This window comes from Zymobacter sp. IVIA_12111.31 C1 (assembly GCF_047495495.1).
Lineage (GTDB): Bacteria > Pseudomonadota > Gammaproteobacteria > Pseudomonadales > Halomonadaceae > Zymobacter.
Genome location: NZ_CP179930.1, coordinates 2,334,931 through 2,351,207 on the forward strand (window position 1 = coordinate 2,334,931; position 16,277 = coordinate 2,351,207).

Annotated in this window: 12 protein-coding genes and 7 tRNA genes; 3 read left to right on the forward strand and 16 right to left on the reverse strand. The window is 56.9% G+C overall.

Features of this window, described 5'->3' with window-relative positions; all coding sequences use genetic code 11:
* Window positions 1–44: 44 nt before the first annotated feature.
* The 8 genes from ACMHYW_RS10475 to rnr form a co-directional block, all read right to left on the reverse strand.
* Window positions 45–344 carry a DUF6482 family protein gene (locus tag ACMHYW_RS10475; protein WP_414499875.1) on the reverse strand — a complete coding sequence of 100 codons (300 nt, stop codon included), beginning with the start codon at window positions 342–344 and terminating at the stop codon, window positions 45–47.
* Window positions 345–759: 415 nt separating this feature from the next.
* Complete coding sequence (locus ACMHYW_RS10480) at window positions 760–1,059, reverse strand: hypothetical protein (RefSeq protein WP_027705918.1); 300 nt, start codon at window positions 1,057–1,059, stop codon at window positions 760–762.
* A 362-nt stretch (window positions 1,060–1,421) separates the two neighbouring features.
* Complete coding sequence (gene dnaB, locus ACMHYW_RS10485) at window positions 1,422–2,807, reverse strand: replicative DNA helicase (protein WP_414499876.1); 1,386 nt, start codon at window positions 2,805–2,807, stop codon at window positions 1,422–1,424.
* Window positions 2,808–3,013: 206 nt separating this feature from the next.
* Window positions 3,014–3,460, reverse strand: coding sequence for a 50S ribosomal protein L9 (rplI, locus tag ACMHYW_RS10490; protein ID WP_027705916.1), 447 nt, complete (start codon window positions 3,458–3,460; stop codon window positions 3,014–3,016).
* A gap of 267 nt (window positions 3,461–3,727) precedes the next feature.
* Window positions 3,728–3,955, reverse strand: a complete 228-nt coding sequence (gene rpsR, locus ACMHYW_RS10495) for a 30S ribosomal protein S18 (RefSeq protein WP_027705915.1) — start codon at window positions 3,953–3,955, stop codon at window positions 3,728–3,730.
* Between the two features lie 19 nt (window positions 3,956–3,974).
* Entirely contained in the window at window positions 3,975–4,370 is a 396-nt protein-coding gene (rpsF, locus tag ACMHYW_RS10500) for a 30S ribosomal protein S6 (RefSeq protein WP_027705914.1), read from the reverse strand.
* A gap of 199 nt (window positions 4,371–4,569) precedes the next feature.
* On the reverse strand, window positions 4,570–5,436 hold the full coding sequence (gene rlmB / locus ACMHYW_RS10505) for a 23S rRNA (guanosine(2251)-2'-O)-methyltransferase RlmB (RefSeq protein WP_414499877.1): 867 nt from the start codon (window positions 5,434–5,436) through the stop codon (window positions 4,570–4,572).
* Between the two features lie 12 nt (window positions 5,437–5,448).
* Window positions 5,449–7,983 (reverse strand): ribonuclease R, encoded by a 2,535-nt coding sequence (rnr, locus tag ACMHYW_RS10510; protein ID WP_414499878.1) that lies wholly within the window; start codon window positions 7,981–7,983, stop codon window positions 5,449–5,451.
* Window positions 7,984–8,244: 261 nt separating this feature from the next.
* Between rnr and ACMHYW_RS10515 the strand changes: the two genes are divergently transcribed.
* Together ACMHYW_RS10515 and ACMHYW_RS10520 are read left to right on the forward strand one after the other, a co-directional pair.
* Window positions 8,245–8,331: transfer RNA gene (locus ACMHYW_RS10515), tRNA-Leu, on the forward strand.
* Window positions 8,332–8,378: 47 nt separating this feature from the next.
* Window positions 8,379–8,465, forward strand: a tRNA-Leu gene (locus tag ACMHYW_RS10520).
* Between the two features lie 191 nt (window positions 8,466–8,656).
* On the opposite strand, the gene ACMHYW_RS10525 is transcribed toward ACMHYW_RS10520, so the two are convergent.
* The 8 genes from ACMHYW_RS10525 to ttcA all read right to left on the reverse strand — a co-directional run bounded on the left by ACMHYW_RS10525 (window position 8,657) and on the right by ttcA (window position 11,954).
* Window positions 8,657–9,061: a hypothetical protein gene (locus ACMHYW_RS10525; RefSeq protein ID WP_414499879.1), complete on the reverse strand. Its 405-nt coding sequence runs from the start codon at window positions 9,059–9,061 to the stop codon at window positions 8,657–8,659.
* Between the two features lie 163 nt (window positions 9,062–9,224).
* Window positions 9,225–10,163 (reverse strand): DNA/RNA non-specific endonuclease, encoded by a 939-nt coding sequence (locus ACMHYW_RS10530; protein WP_414499880.1) that lies wholly within the window; start codon window positions 10,161–10,163, stop codon window positions 9,225–9,227.
* Between the two features lie 351 nt (window positions 10,164–10,514).
* Window positions 10,515–10,591 (reverse strand) — tRNA-Asp (locus tag ACMHYW_RS10535).
* Between the two features lie 3 nt (window positions 10,592–10,594).
* Window positions 10,595–10,670: transfer RNA gene (locus tag ACMHYW_RS10540), tRNA-Val, on the reverse strand.
* 22 nt (window positions 10,671–10,692) lie between these two features.
* Window positions 10,693–10,769: transfer RNA gene (locus tag ACMHYW_RS10545), tRNA-Asp, on the reverse strand.
* A 78-nt stretch (window positions 10,770–10,847) separates the two neighbouring features.
* A tRNA-Asp gene (locus ACMHYW_RS10550) sits at window positions 10,848–10,924 on the reverse strand.
* Between the two features lie 18 nt (window positions 10,925–10,942).
* Window positions 10,943–11,018 (reverse strand) — tRNA-Val (locus ACMHYW_RS10555).
* Window positions 11,019–11,090: 72 nt separating this feature from the next.
* Window positions 11,091–11,954, reverse strand: a complete 864-nt coding sequence (ttcA, locus tag ACMHYW_RS10560; RefSeq protein WP_414501504.1) for a tRNA 2-thiocytidine(32) synthetase TtcA — start codon at window positions 11,952–11,954, stop codon at window positions 11,091–11,093.
* Window positions 11,955–12,269: 315 nt separating this feature from the next.
* Here ttcA and ACMHYW_RS10565 point away from each other — a divergent pair, with 315 nt between their 5' ends.
* On the forward strand, window positions 12,270–16,256 hold the full coding sequence (locus tag ACMHYW_RS10565; protein ID WP_414499881.1) for a NahK/ErcS family hybrid sensor histidine kinase/response regulator: 3,987 nt from the start codon (window positions 12,270–12,272) through the stop codon (window positions 16,254–16,256).
* The last annotated feature ends 21 nt before the right edge of the window (window positions 16,257–16,277 follow it).

A 16,277-nucleotide genomic window follows, 5' to 3' on the forward strand; every position in this document is an offset into this window, starting at 1 on the left:
TTGCTGATAACACTTTTCACTTACGATCGCCGATTATCTCGGCGTCAGAGGGCGACCTGAATCAGGCCTGATTTGGGAGGGAGGCAAGCCCCTTTCGATGCTGTCGGATGGCGCTGTTCCCAGCGTACCAGCCAGGCATGCTGCACGCCCACCTGCTTGAGCACGTCATAGACGTCCTCGAGTGACCGGAAGAGTTGCGGACGACCGCGTTCTTCAAGCGCCACACTGTGGCCCGTTTCGGCCTCACATTCGATCTGATACAGCTTGCTGGCCAATGATCGAATAACGTGGATCCGCACATCCTGTTGATGGGCAGCCACTTCTTTAAGCTGAGAGATGTTCATTCAAGACTCTCCTTATTGTCATAGTGTTGATACGTAATAGCTTTCTCCATGCTGGCAGCAAGAAATACACGCTATAAGGTCATGAGTGCACGAGTACATTTTACGTCTGACCATCATCGGTATACAGAACGTTACAGGAAAAGGCCAGTGACAGTTTTATGAACCCGCCAGCGCATTATCGGCCAACGAGTCAAAAGACGTAACCACCGCAGGGAACCGATGAAGGTCATGAAATCACCGATATTCGGTGAATGACCGCACTCGGGTGTAAGGATAGGACACACTGGCCAACATGACCCCATGAGGCCAGTGTGGTACCACTAAATGACAACGGCAAGCCCCAGACGTTCAGGGATGATCGCTTTCGGCGCTCACGCCCAGTGCCTCGCAACGAACGCTTGCGGCTCGCATTGTCTCAGGAAGCAGCGTAATCGCTAGGGTCGATAGCACGTCCCAGCGAGTTGCGGTCGATCCAACGGCCAGCCTTGGCTTCACGATAGCGGAACACGATGCGATCGCCTACGTTGACGGGCAGCTCAGGATCTTCGACCTGATAGGTATAGGCTTCGCCATCCACGACCAGCGTGTGGCGATAGAGGTCAGGCATGCCCAGCCATTCCTTGAAAGGCCCTTCACGCTCGGTACTTTCCAGCACACCGCGCACTTCGATCTTGGGTTGTCGACGACGTCCACTACGTCGGAATCCTGCAGCCATGATTTCTCCTTGGCATCTAACCGATCTCGGGCACCCTGACCGATGGCGCCCGAAAATGCTTACTCATTGACAGAGAACATTCGACAGACAAGCGCCTGTCATGCTTGTCCTAGATGACACCACAATACGGTGTATTGCGGTCCTATAAACGTTGCCAGTCCGAAACGGTTGGCAGCGACACCCACCATGCCGTGCGGCCTAGTATGGATTAGATACTACACTTTTAGACACGGGAATGCTTGATCCAATCGAGGGCCGCGACCAAAAGCCTAGCTTAACGGTAGCATAAGCACTACTTATCACCGATGCAGGGCACATGAAAGGTCTCTTTTCCCTCAAATGCCCTCGCGGCAACCGTTCCTCTATTCCTCGTACTGACCGTAGCTTTCCGGCGCCAGATCCTCAAAGCGTGTGTACTTACCAATGAAGGCCATGTGCACCGTACCGATAGGCCCGTTACGCTGCTTACCGATGATCAGCTCGGCCAACCCTTTGTTATCAGGGTTATCGCGATTATAGACTTCATCACGGTAGACGAAGGCAATAACGTCCGCATCCTGCTCGATTGCCCCAGATTCACGCAAGTCCGACATAACAGGACGCTTGTTGGGGCGCTGCTCAAGCGAGCGGTTCAGCTGCGACAGCGCGACGACCGGACACTGAAACTCCTTCGCCATCCCTTTAAGCGAGCGAGATATCTCGGAGATCTCAGCCGTACGGTTGTCGGACATACCCGGCACCTGCATCAGCTGAAGGTAGTCGATCATGATGATGCCGATCTCACCCGCCTCACGCATCAGACGACGAATACGCGCACGCATCTCGCTGGGCGACAGTGCTGGCGTATCGTCAACATACAGCTTGCGATCCTTGAGAAGGTTCACCGCAGAGGTGAGGCGCGGCCAATCCTCATCCTCCAGCTGCCCCGTACGCATACGCGTCTGGTCGATGCGCCCCAGAGACGACACCATACGAATCATCAGCTGCTCCGCAGGCATCTCCATTGAGAAGACGACCGCTGCCTTGTCACTGCTGACGACAGCGTGCTCGACAAGGTTCATTGCAAAGGTCGTCTTACCCATCGAGGGGCGCCCTGCAACGATAACGAGGTCGGAAGGCTGCAACCCTGAAGTCATCTCATCCAGATCGTGGAAGCCGGTCGACAGTCCCGTCATCTGGCCTTTCATATTATAGAGCTCGTCGATACGACTGACCGCCTTGGTCAGCAGCTGCCCCATGTTCTGTGGTCCACCGAACTTGGGACGCGACTCGGATATCTGGAATACCAAACGTTCGGCTTCGTTGACCAGTTCGTCAGCAGGACGCCCTTGAGGATTGAAAGCCCCATCTGCGATCTGCCCTGCAGCCTGAATCAGTTTTCGCAGCGTAGCGCGCTCACGCACGATATCGGCATATGCCTTGATATTGCTCGCCGACGGCGTATTACGGGCCAGCTCCGCCAAATAGGCCAGTCCGCCGACCTGTTCGAGCTGATCGCGCAGCTCCAGCGCTTCTGACAGCGTGACCACGTCGACCGCGCGGCTTTCCTCTGCCAGCTGCTTCATCGCATTGAAGATATGGCGATGCTCGAAACGATAGAAATCATCGCTGACTAGGCGCTCAGAGACGTCATCCCACGCCGAGTTGTCCAGCATCAGACCACCGAGAACGGACTGCTCGGCTTCCAGCGAATGAGGCGGCACTTTCAGCGCCGCTGTCTGTTCATCATGCTCGATGGCATCAGTCATAGTGATTTCCAACCTTCCCGCAACGCAACAGACATGTCAGGTCCCTCATGATAGCGCAGAGCGGCACATTGACTGCCACGGCTCATGAAGAAACGCTGAGCACAAATCAAGCCGCTACGGCTAGATTCGCACCATATAAAAAAGGCACGCAGCAAAGCAGCGTGCCTTTCCCATCACTGATCGAAACCAGGATGTTGTACTTCAACTTACTCGGCAGTCACGACAACGCGAACGCTGGCGGAAACTTCCGGGTGCAGCTGCAGAGCGATGTCGTATTCGCCAGTCTGACGCAGCGGACCTTCCGGCATACGAACTTCGCTTTTGGCAACGTCGATTCCGGCAGATGCGATAGCATCAGCCAGGTCGCGCGGACCGATGGAACCGAACAGTTTGCCTTCGTCACCGGCTTTAGCCACCAGAGACAGTTCGATTTCGCTCAGCTGCTGCGCACGGTTTTCAGCTTCCGCTTTACGCAGTGCAGCCTGGCTTTCGAGCTCAGCGCGACGCGTTTCGAACGCTTCAACGTTTTCCTTGGTTGCCGGTACGGCCAGGCCGTACGGTACCAAGTAGTTACGGCCATAGCCCGATTTAACGGTGACTTTGTCACCCAGATCGCCGAGCTTACCCAGTTTGTCGAGTAGAATGACGTCCATCTCGTTAACCTCTTTAATGTTGACTGCAGGCAAACGACTTCGGATATTCACGAAGTTACGTCTAGCGCGCCTGGCAGCAAAACAATAATGATACCTACTGGATCCAGCTTTTGACGCAGAGGTCAGTGCTGAATCTGCATAACCACAACATGCCCGAACCGTTTAGGTCGGCTTAATCAACCACCACAATGAACTGAAGCATCAGCGATGCGATCAGACTCAATGGTGAATGAAGGCCTGACAGGGTTCGAGCACGAAACGCGTGGCTTACTTGTGGCTATCGGTATACGGCAGCAGAGACAGGTAGCGTGCGCGTTTGATAGCGGTAGCCAGCTGACGCTGATAGCGTGCACGCGTACCGGTGATGCGGCTCGGTACGATCTTGCCAGTTTCAGTGATGTAAGACTTGAGCGTATCGAGGTCTTTATAGTCGATATACTTCACGCCTTCAGCGGTGAAACGGCAGAATTTACGGCGACGGAAGAAACGTGCCATGGGTCAGTCCTCCAGAGGATTATTCAGCGGATTCGGATTCGCGGTTATCTTCGCGATCGTTGCGCGGACGCTCTTCACGACGACGGCCACGTTCTTCATTGGCTTTCATCATCGGAGAAGCTTCAGTGACCGCTTCGCTGGTACGGACAACCAGGTTACGGATGATGGCATCGTTGAAGCGGAAGATGTTTTCGATTTCCGCCAGCGCTTCGCCGGTGCACTCAACGTTCATCAGAACGTAGTGTGCTTTGTGCAGCTTGTTGATCGGGTAAGCCAGGTGACGACGGCCCCAATCTTCAAGACGATGCACTTGACCGCCAGCTTCGGTAACGATGCTGGTGTAGCGCTCGATCATCGCCGGAACCTGCTCGCTCTGGTCCGGGTGAACCATGAACACGATTTCGTAGTGACGCATGATGTCTCCTTACGGGTTGGCAGCTTCCGATCGGGGACAAGCCCGTCTGGAAGCAAGGAGGAGCAAAAGGCGTGATAGCGGCAAGAATGCCCGTGCCTTTTACTGCTATGAGGTATGCCAGCCTGACGCTGGCATATGAAAACCGCATTATTCTAATGATACCGAGCCTATCGGACAAGCAAATAATGCGCGGGGTGCGTCAGCGACGCTGACGCACGGCCTCGAACAGCGTGATGCCCGCCGCAACCGAGACGTTGAGACTGGAGACCTCGCCCGCCATCGGCAGCTTGGCCCACTGGTCACAGCGCTCGCGAGTGAGCCGACGCATGCCCTTGCCTTCCGCTCCCATGACCAGTGCACACGGCCCGGTCAGGTCGATATCGTACAGCATAGATTCGGCTTCACCGGCCATGCCCAGCACCCATACGCCTTTTTCCTGCAGCGTGGTGAGGGTTCGCGCCAGATTGGTGACCTGATAAACCGGTACGGCTTCCGCCGCGCCTGAAGCGACCTTGCGCACCGTTGCATTGAGCGTGGCCGAACGGTCCTTAGGTACGATGATACCGTGCGCCCCTGCCGCATCGGCATTGCGCAGGCAGGCACCAAGATTGTGAGGATCGGTTACGCCATCCAGCACTAGAAATAGCGGAGCCTGTTCGGCCTTCCAATCGTCGAGACGCCACCAGAGCGTCTGCTCGCTGGCAGGCTCGATCGGCGGGCACAGTGCCATGATGCCTTGGTGGTTGCCCCCCGAAGCAGCAGCATCCAACTGTTCGCGCACCATGAACTCAACCGGAATCCCGACTGACTGCGCCTGAGCCATCAGCTCGTGCAGACGGCGCTCGGCGTCACCCTGCTGGACCCACAGTGTCCGAATGGTCTCGGACGCCGAAGGACGTGCCAGCAGTGCTTCAACGCTGTGCACGCCATACACGGGCTCCACGCCATTGGGCAACCGCGGCCCCGCTGGAGCGGGACGCGCACTGCGCGTGGCCGCCCCTTTGGGGGCAGGGCGACGGCGCTCGCGAGCCGCCGGTGTACGAGAAGGATTACGCTTGTTGACCATTTATCGAATTTCTCAATCTTTACGAGGAGTGGTGCGGCGCTTGCGCGGCGATGCCGGCGCAGCCGTTTCTGACTGCGTCTCTTTCTGTCGAGCAGCCTTGCGACGCTGACGCTCCTTGCGCCCCGGCCGAGCCTTGCGTTTTTTCTTGGCAGGTTCACCGACGGTCTCGGAAGCCGCAGCGCTAGCGCCATCGCCCTTCTTCTTCGCTGCTGATTTCTTAGCTTTCGACGAACGCGCCTTAGGCTTGGCATCGCTTTCAGCCGAGCGGCGTGAGGAGCGTTTGGTCGGACGCGCAACGCCTTCTGCCATCACGAAGTCGATCTTGCGCTCATCCAGATCGACGCGGGCCACCTGAATGGTCACCTCGTCGCCCAGCGCAAAGATCGTGCCGCTACGCTCACCGCGTAGACGATGGCGCTCGGCCTCGAACTGATAGAAGTCGGAAGGCAGTGCAGAGATATGCACCAGTCCTTCGACATAGAAGTCATCCAGACGAACGAACAGGCCAAAGGAAGTCACGGCGGCCACCTTGCCGTTGAACACGCCGCCCACCTTGTCGCTCATGAACTCGCATTTCAGCCAGTCCGTCACGTCACGCGTCGCCTCGTCGGCACGGCGTTCGGTCATTGAGCAATGTTCACCCAGTTCGACCATCTGTTCGAAGTCGTACGGGTACCAGCGAGTGACGTTATCAACCGGCGTGGTCTCGACGCGGCGGATGCCCGGCTCACCTTCTTGTCCATTACGAATGATCGAGCGGATGGCGCGGTGCACCAGCAGATCGGGGTAGCGACGGATCGGCGATGTAAAGTGCGCATACGCCTTGTATGCCAGCCCGAAGTGACCTTCGTTATGCGGGGTATAAGTGGCCTGACTCATGCTACGCAGCATGACGGTCTGGATAATGTCTTCATCCGAGCGGCCGGCAATGCGTTCGCGCAGCTGCTGATAGTCGGCAGGAGACGGTTTTTCGCCACCTTCCAAACTCAGCCCCAGCGGGGAAAGGAACATGCGCAGATTTTCTAGGCGCTCTAACGCCGGCGCTGCGTGAACACGGTAGAGCGCCGGCATACGATGACGCTGCAGGAAGCGTGCCGTCGCGACGTTAGCCGCCAGCATGCACTCTTCGATCAGCTTGTGCGCTTCGTTACGCTCGCGCGGCTCGATACGGTCGATCTTGCGTTCATCATTGAAGATGATCTGCGTTTCGGTCGTTTCGAAGTCGATAGCGCCGCGTTCGTCGCGCGCATGACGCAGTGCACCGTACAGGGCATACAGCTCTTCCAGCGCAGGAACGACATGCTCATACTGCTGACGCAGGGCGATACCTTCTTCGCTGTCCGGCGTTTCCAGCATGGCGCTGACCTTGTTGTAGGTCAGGCGGGCATGCGACTGCATCACCCCTTCATAGAAGGCGTAACGCGTCAGCTCGCCTTTCTGCGAAATGTTCATTTCGCAGACCATGCACAGGCGGTCAACATCCGGATTGATGGAGCACAGTCCATTGGACAGCAGCTCCGGCAGCATTGGCACAACCTGCCCCGGGAAGTACACCGAGTTGCCGCGCGTGCGCGCTTCGTTATCGAGTGCGGAATTGACTTCGACGTAATACGACACATCAGCAATCGCGACGTACAGCTTCCAGCCGCCGGTACGCGTCCGACGCGCATAGACCGCATCATCGAAGTCGCGGGCGTCTTCGCCATCAATCGTCACCAACGGCATGTCTCGCAGATCGACACGCCCGGCTTTATCGGCCTCAGCCACCTGATCCGACATGCTGGCAATCTGCGCTTTGACGTCAGACGGGAATTCAACCGGGATGTCGTGCTCGCGAACGGCAATCTCGATTTCCATGCCGGGGTCCATGCGCTCCCCAAGCACTTCGATGACTTCACCTTCCGGCGCATTGCGAATGTCAGGCTGGCGAGTGATGCGCACTTCAACGACCTGACCATCTTTGGCACCGTTGATACCGTCAACCGGAATCACGATTTCATGCACGACGCGCGAATTTTCGGGCACCAGCGTACCGCCGGAGTGGCTACCGGTGGCATCGCGGTAGATGCCCATCAGCGTCTGGGTATTGGACTGCAACACCTCGACGATAACCGCTTCTTCACGGCCACGGCGGTCTTTACCCCCTACGCGCGCCCTAACGACGTCGCCATCGAACACGCGGCGCATCTGGCGTGGCGGCAGGATAAGATCAGGCTTCTGACCATCGGCACGCTCAAGGAAGCCAATGCCATCGCGATGGCCGATGACACGCCCTTCTATAAGGTCGTTAGGATCGACGGGGATATAGGAGCCGCTGGCGGTACGGATCAACTGACCGTCGCGCGCCATGGCAATCATACGACGTCGCACGGCTTCTTGGCGCTCTTCATCTTCGATGCCAAGGCGGCGACTCATGTTTTCGTGCGAGAGGGGTTTTCCATGCTCGACGAGCTGCTCGAGCAGAAAATCGCGGCTCGGCACAGGGTTCTCGTAAGCTTCGGCTTCCCGTTTTGCGTTGGGATCTTCGTTCAAGGTCCACTGCTTCATGAATGATATCCTGAAAAAAGCGCTACAAACCGGCTGAATAAGGCGAACGAGACTGCGCGCAGCGTAAAGAGAGGGAGATACGAAATACTATAGTCTTCTGAATGTTTGTACATGGGGCCAGTATAGCGCCATGCCTTCAACGAACCCAAGAGAATGATAAAAAGTTGAACGCAGGGGTTGCATCTTCCGAAAATATCAGTAATATACGCCTCGCTTGAGACGAAACGGACAGCGCCAAACGCTGAACGATTCGACTGAAAAGCCCAGGTGGCGGAATTGGTAGACGCGCTAGCTTCAGGTGCTAGTGTCCTTACGGACGTGAAGGTTCAAGTCCTTTCCTGGGCACCACTAGACATCGCGGAATAAACGATGTAAAGTGCAAGCCATCAAGATAAGCCCGGATGGCGGAATTGGTAGACGCGCTAGCTTCAGGTGCTAGTGTCCTTACGGACGTGAAGGTTCAAGTCCTTTTCCGGGCACCACTTTCCAAGCCATTGGAAAGCAAGACAAGAGACCACGCTAAAGCGTGGTTTTTTTGTATCTATACCCCCCATCCCCGCATCACCCGCCTCCAGCACTCAAAAAAAGACGCACCCCATCATCAGGAAACACGCCTTTTCAGCCAGCCAGCTACAAGCAGCACCTTACCCGCCTATTCACACCCGCAATCACATCACGCCTTGTTCAAAATCTTGGCCACTCGCTTAAGAACCTCACGACTCCCCTCAAGACGAAGACCCGATTCATCAGTCACGATTCTGAATTTATCGGAAAGCAGACGCCCCACAGCAGCATACCCCCAACTATCATTCTGATAGCAACGATACCCCTTTTGCCCAATCACTCGCTCCACCTCCTCTCGAGTCATCCTAACACTCATCACGCAATCCGCTTTGAGGTAGACCAGCCAGCCCGCAATAAGCAACCCCGGCACAAAATAGCGATCAAACAGGATGATCGTCACGATGGAAAGCAGTATGAAACACAGCAACGTTACTAGCGCCCAGCGCACCCCCTTCTTCCAACCCCCTTTGACCATGGAAATCGGCCCCACCCTTTCTGAAGCAACACGCGCCATCACACCCTCCAAACACTCAAAAGACACACCACAAGGCAACTTGCCCCTACTGACACAAAAAAACGGCACCGCCCACCGGGCGATGCCGCTATCACATAGTCTACTCAGAAAAAACAAGCTCACTCCAGCACCAAAATAGACATCCTTCCGAAAACCATATTCCTCAGTACCGGGACGGTGTACGCACAAACTGAGACAACGGCCAAGCCGACGTATCCGCTACCGACTCCAGACGCTGCTGCTGAGCCTCCGGTAATTTAGGAAAGAAGTTCAAACCCGTTTGCCGCTCAACCTCATCAACAGTCGTGATATAGCGATCCAACGGCTCATCCCCACGCACCTCTTGCGGAAAGATAAACGCCAGCATCCGCGTAGCTCGCCCCTGCTGCCCCGGCACGACCAGAATCTTGTAGAACGACTGAGGCACCGCTACACATACAGGCGCCTTAAACGACATCAATGACGCCACCCACCCCCGACACGTTGACAGGTACTGAGGCTGCGCACCGTAGATTGGCCCATCAATCACCCACATCGTACCCATCTGAGGCAACAGCACATCCATCTCTGCCGCCTCTAAGCGCTGCCACAACTTGCGATTCAGATTAGGTCGCTGCGGTGCAATGTTCGTCATCAAGAACGTCTGCTGCTGAGCATCCTTGCCGTAGAGAGAAGCAATGGCATAATTGGGCGCCATGTGACCACGGTCATATCCCGTTCCCGTATAGGCTGCCGACACCAACGGCACCACCGAACGCCAATCCTGCTCAAACCCATCAGGACGCTTCAAATGGTACTGATCTTTCTTGGCATCCAAGCGATAGACAACCCATAGTGGCGCCACACGCACATCTGACCACCCCACCATATAGGCATCGTTGCGCAACACCCGGTGCCACGCATGCCAATCCGACATACTCTGCACTTGCGGCACCCCCTCCCAGCTCATGCGCTCACGCGCAGACTGCTGCGACCAATACCACACGCCACCCAGCGCCAAAATGACCAACAGCGCCACACCCGTGTGACGACCAAAGAGAACGCGCACCAGATCAAAAATCTGACGCTGCAACTGACGAGATTGAAGAGGAGATCGAGCCATTGATTCCTTACCCTGTCACATCTATAAGAAGCCGCACCGCATCCACGCGACGGACACGCACTATAGCAGCCCTATCGACAGGAAAGCATGAAAACCCAGAGAAGAGGGTCGTGGAATAAGGGAGAGTATTGAGACGGCTTTTGATGCTTATCTGAAAATCGACGGCATTCCTGGTAAAAGTCTGGATTCCAAACACAAAGACTGGATAAAGGAGCAGGAGCAGGAGCAGGATAAGCCTCAACGCATAAGCGTCAAGCTTTAATTACTTATGCCTGAGCAGCACAGTAATGCTATGAAAAAGATAAATACAAAAGAGAGTTGATCGAATGATCAGAGATGTCACAAAAGAAATGGCGGACCGGACGGGACTCGAACCCGCGACCTCCGGCGTGACAGGCCGGCATTCTAACCAGCTGAACTACCGGTCCGCATGGTGGGTGGTACAGGGTTCGAACCTGTGACCCCCAGCTTGTAAGGCTGGTGCTCTACCAACTGAGCTAACCACCCGATAGGAATACAATGTGTGATGTGGCGGACCGGACGGGACTCGAACCCGCGACCTCCGGCGTGACAGGCCGGCATTCTAACCAGCTGAACTACCGGTCCGCATATCACATATTGTGCGCACGATATCAAGGTGCCGTGCCACCTTCACAGAACATCCACTGTTTTACGGACAGTAAATGGCGGACCGGACGGGACTCGAACCCGCGACCTCCGGCGTGACAGGCCGGCATTCTAACCAGCTGAACTACCGGTCCGCATATCTGCTTGCAACGTGGTGGGTGGTACAGGGTTCGAACCTGTGACCCCCAGCTTGTAAGGCTGGTGCTCTACCAACTGAGCTAACCACCCGTCCGTCACATGGCGCTGCATTCTACCGACACCCTGATGAAAGTCAACCATTTTCTGCCAGTGGCAGTCTCATCAACGTATTACGTGTGTCGGGAGCTCTTCTGCAGCGTCGGTAGTATCGCGGATATCGATACGATTACGCAAGCGCTCACGTCGTTTATCTTCCAATCCTTTGAAATCGAACAGCTCGCGATCACCCAGCTGCGACGGTGCCACGTTCGTGACCGCCTTGAACATGGACTCAATGCGGCCGGGATATCGGCGTCCCCATTCATTCAGCATCTGTTTGACGTTCTGACGCTGTAGGTTTTCCTGACTACCGCACAGGTTGCACGGAATGATCGGGAACTGCATCGCTTCGGCAAACGCGGCGCTGTCGGCTTCGCTGACATAGGCCATCGGACGGATGACGATATGACGGCCATCGTCGGACAGCAGCTTGGGCGGCATGGATTTCAGGCTGCCGCCGAAGAACATGTTGAGGAACAGTGTTTCGAGAATATCGTCGCGATGATGGCCGAGCGCGATCTTAGTCGCGCCGATCTCTTCGGCGAAACCGTACAGCGTGCCTCGACGCAGGCGCGAACAGAGTGCGCAGGTCGTCTTGCCTTCGGGCACCTTCTCCTTGACCACGGAATAGGTATCGCGCTCGATGATGTGGTAACGAATTCCCTGCTTATCGAGGTATTCCGGCAAGATGTGCTCAGGGAACCCAGGCTGCTTCTGGTCAAGGTTGACAGCGATCAGCTCGAAATTGACCGGTGCGTTGCGCTGAAGGTTGCGCAAGATCTCCAGCAGCGTATAGGAGTCTTTCCCGCCGGACAGGCAGACCATGATGCGATCGCCCTCCTGGATCATGTCATAGTCGATGATGGCATTACCCACCTGCCGACGCAGTCGTTTCTGCAGCTTGTTGAACTCGCGCTTGCGCTTCATCTCATCGCTGGCAGAAGCGGAAGAGGACTCGAGCAGATCGCTCTCGGCGTCGGCCGATGCCCAGTCCTGACGGTCTTCGTCACCGGGCAGCGCGTGCTGCTGTTCGGGATGCGCGGGATCATAGTGCTGAGCGGTGTGTGTGGTCTGCATGATGTCTGTCTAAGGCTGTCGATGGGAGTGCGCGATGTTACCACCCTCCCGTCCATCACCGTAAGCATCACGCTTTATGCACGCTGTCGATTAGCCCTTTGACAGAGGGGCGAGCAGCACGGCGATGCGTTACCATAGCGATCAAGATCGATCGAGGAGAGGCGCATGATTCCAGGGTGGATTCTGATTGCGATAACGCTGGGGTATATCACCCTGCTGTCCTTCATGGCATGGCACGGTGATCACCGTGCCCAGTCACGGGAACCTGTACACCGCTGGCCAATTCTCTACAGTCTGACGCTGGCCGTCTATTGCAGCGCTTGGAGCTTTCTGGGCGGCATCGGCCAGGCCGCATCCAGCGGTTTTATATACCTGACCCACTTCATTGGCCCCATCTTTGGCTTCCTGTTCTTCTGGCCGGTCATGGATAAGCTGATCCGCGTAGCTAAGCGTCAGAACGTGACCTCGATCGCCGATTTCATTGCTTCACGCTATGGCAAGTCGCAGGGGCTAGCGGCGTTATGCAGCCTGACAGCGCTCGTTGTCACGCTGCCCTATATGGCGCTTCAGTTCGATGCGCTGCGCCTAGCGCTGCACCTGCTGACGCCCGCCGATGATGTCATGACGCACAACCCGGTCAGTGTGGACATCACGCTGTTCCTTGCCGTCATTCTGGCGGTCTTTGCCATGCTTCACGGCATGCGCCATACCAATGCTACCGAACATCACGAGGGACTGATTCAGTCCATTGCATTCGAGTCTGTCTTTAAGCTGCTGGCCTTCGTCGCTTTGGGCGCGGCGCTGCTGTGGCAGTTTGGTCTGCTTCCTCTTCCGCAATCTGATCAGGCGCTGACCGTACCGTCATTGGCCTCGGCCCCTGCGCCGTCCTCACCTCCATCGCTACTGGCCCAGCTATCTGATCAAGGCGTGCTGATTCAGACGCTACTGACGATGTTGGCGATCATCTGTGTACCGCGCCAGTTCCATGTCACGGTGGTTGAGCACACTCAGCGCGACGATACACGCCAAGCACGCTGGCTGTTCGTCGGCTATCTCGCCGTGACGGCCACCATGGTGATGCCTCTGGCGCTGCAAGGGCGCTCGCTGCTCGGCGATAGCGTACCGACCGATGGCTACCTGATGGCACTGGCTTCTCTCGGCCACCATCCACTGTTGGCTATGCTGGCGTTCATCTGTGTGCTGACAGCGGCCGGTGGCATGCTGCTGATGGCCAGCCTGACGCTGTCGATCATGCTGTCGAACGAAGTCGTCATCCCGATTCTGCTCAAGCTGCGCTGGTTCGATTTGAGCAAAGGTGGGTATACGCGCCGTGTACTGCGCGCCCGGCGCGCCATCATTCTGATCGTTGTCGCACTGGGTTACTTGTGCTCAATGATGTTCAACGAACACGTGTCGCTGGCCTCGCTGGGGCTGCTGGCACTGGCAGGCATGAGTCAGATGATTCCTGCCGTCATCGGTGGGCTGTACTGGAAACACGGCAACCGCATCGGCGTAGCCATCGGCATGCTGCTGGGGCTGCTGGTGTGGGGGTATACGCTGCTAATTCCTACGCTAGTGCAGGCACAGCTGCTGCCCTCTGCCCTGCTGACGGAAGGGCCTCTTGGTCTGCACTGGCTGCGCCCACTGGCGCCGTTTGGGCTGAGATTTGCTGACCCGCTCACGCAGGGTGTGCTGCTATCACTAGGGTTGAATATTCTGGCCTATATCGGGCTATCGCAGCTGACCTCTCAGCGCGTGGTGGAGCGCATTCAGGCCTCACTATTCGTGGAAAGCGCCGGCACTATGCCGCCGTCCATCAACCGTCCATGGTTGGGGGCAGCATCCGTGCGCGATCTCAAGGCACTGTGTCGCCGTTTCCTCGACAAGGCTCAGGTCGAACAAGCCTTCGAGCGCTTCGCTCAGCGTCACCCGTGGCCGATGACCGACCAGACACTGGCCTCCATCGACATGCTGCAGTTCAGCGAGGGGCTGCTGGCATCGGCCATCGGTTCCTCCTCGGCGCGTCTGGTCATGAACTCGGCGCTATCGAAGCGCGGCATCGAGCTTTCCGACGTGGTGTCGATCGTCGATGAGGCCTCGCAGGTACTGGAATTCAACCGTTCGCTGCTGCAATCGACGGTGGATAACCTCCAGCAAGGGATCAGCGTCATCGACCACAATCTCAACCTAGTGGTCTGGAACCGGCGCTATCTGGAGCTGTTCGACTTCCCGGACAACCTGATCCGCGTGGGCACCCCCATTGAGCGCATCTTCCGCTACAACGCTTACAACCGTGAATACGGCCCGGGCGACAGCGAAGAACACGTTGCACAAATGCTGGCCAATCTGGAGTCGTGCAAACCCCATCACTACCTGCGTTACCGGCAAGACGGCACGGTGCTTGACATTCATGGCAGCCCGATGCCGGGAGGCGGTTTCGTTTATACGTATCAGGACATCACGCAGCAGAAGCGCACCGAAGAGGCGCTGATTCGTTCGGAAAGCAATATCCGTATCTACACCGACAACGTGCCCGCGCTAATCGCTTATTTCGATACGCAGAACCATTATCTGTTTACCAACCGTGCCTATGAGACAGGCATGGGCATCGACCGAACCGAAGCTATCGGTAAGCAGGCCAAGGATATTCTGCCTCCTGCGGCCTGGCGTGAGCGCGAACCGTGGATGATGCGGGCACTGGCGGGGGAACGGGTCAGCTTCGAGGTGGCGGTGGAAGAGCCAACGGGGCAGCTGCGTCACATGCTGGCGACTTACACCCCCCACTTCAATTCAGCTGGGCGCGTACTGGGGTTCTTTGCACTCTATCAAGACATCACCGAGCGCCGTCTGGCCGAGATCGCCCTGAAGGAAACCAACGAGCACTTGGAAGAGCGCGTGCGTGAGCGCACCTCACGCCTGCAGCAGCTGAACGAAGCGCTCCAGCAGGAGAACGAAGTACGCGCACGCGCAGAGAAAGCTCTGCGCCAGGCCAAGCAGGTCGCGGAAACGGCCAATGCTTCCAAAACCCGCTTCTTGGCTGCGGCCAGCCACGATTTGCTCCAACCACTGAACGCTGCGCGCCTTTTCACCTCGGCGCTCAATCAACAGCTGGAAAACAGCGAATATGCCCAAACGCTGTCGCACATTGATGCCTCATTGCAGTCGGCTGAGGAACTACTGAGCACACTGCTGGATATCTCGAAGCTCGATTCCGGGGCGCTTACACCTCGCCGCAAGGTATTCGCCCTCAGCGACATTCTGCAACCGCTCAAGGCACAGTTTGAGGTCATTGCCGCTGAACGAGGACTTGATCTGTCTGTCGTATCGACCTCTGCCGTAGTCGACAGCGATCCGCAGATGCTGCGCCGTATCGTCCAGAACTTCCTGTCCAACGCGCTGCGCTACACCGAACAGGGACGCGTGCTGCTGGGCTGCCGCCATGTAGGCGACACCATTCGCATCGAAGTGTGGGATACCGGCCCAGGCATTCCCAAAAGCAAACAGAAAGAAATCTTCGAGGAGTTCCGCCGCCTTGAGTCGCAGTCACGCCATGCCGAAAGCGAAAAGGGACTGGGACTGGGGCTGTCGATCGCCGAGCGTATGGCCAACGTGCTGGAACATGAACTGACGCTGATTTCGGAAGTGGGTCAAGGCACGGTCTTCCGCGTAACGGTACCCTACAAACGCGGCGTCAAGGTTGAAAGCCGAGAAGAACTGGCACAGCGCACACGTCGTCCGGCCACCCGCAACCGTCTGCAGGGCATCCGCATCCTGTGCATCGACAACGAGCGCATTACGCTGGAAGGTATGAAAGCGATGCTGAGCGGCTGGGAATGCGAGGTGTATACCGCGACCAGTATCGGTGGCGCGCGTTCGGTACTGCGCAATCTGGATGGCGATCCCGATGCCATTCTCGCGGACTATCATCTCAGCAATGATGTGACGGGGCTGATGGCGCTGGATACGCTGGGCCAACAGCTGGAAGGAGACGTACCCGGCATCGTGATTACGGCCGACCGGACAGAAGAGGTGGCAGAAACGGTCAAGCGAGCGGGCTATCACCTCATCAATAAGCCAGTAAAACCCGCCACGCTGCGCGCTCTGCTGACGCGTACACTCCAGGCTCGACGCGCCAACGACCGTCAGGAGTGATCACAAAAGCCCCGACGCCAT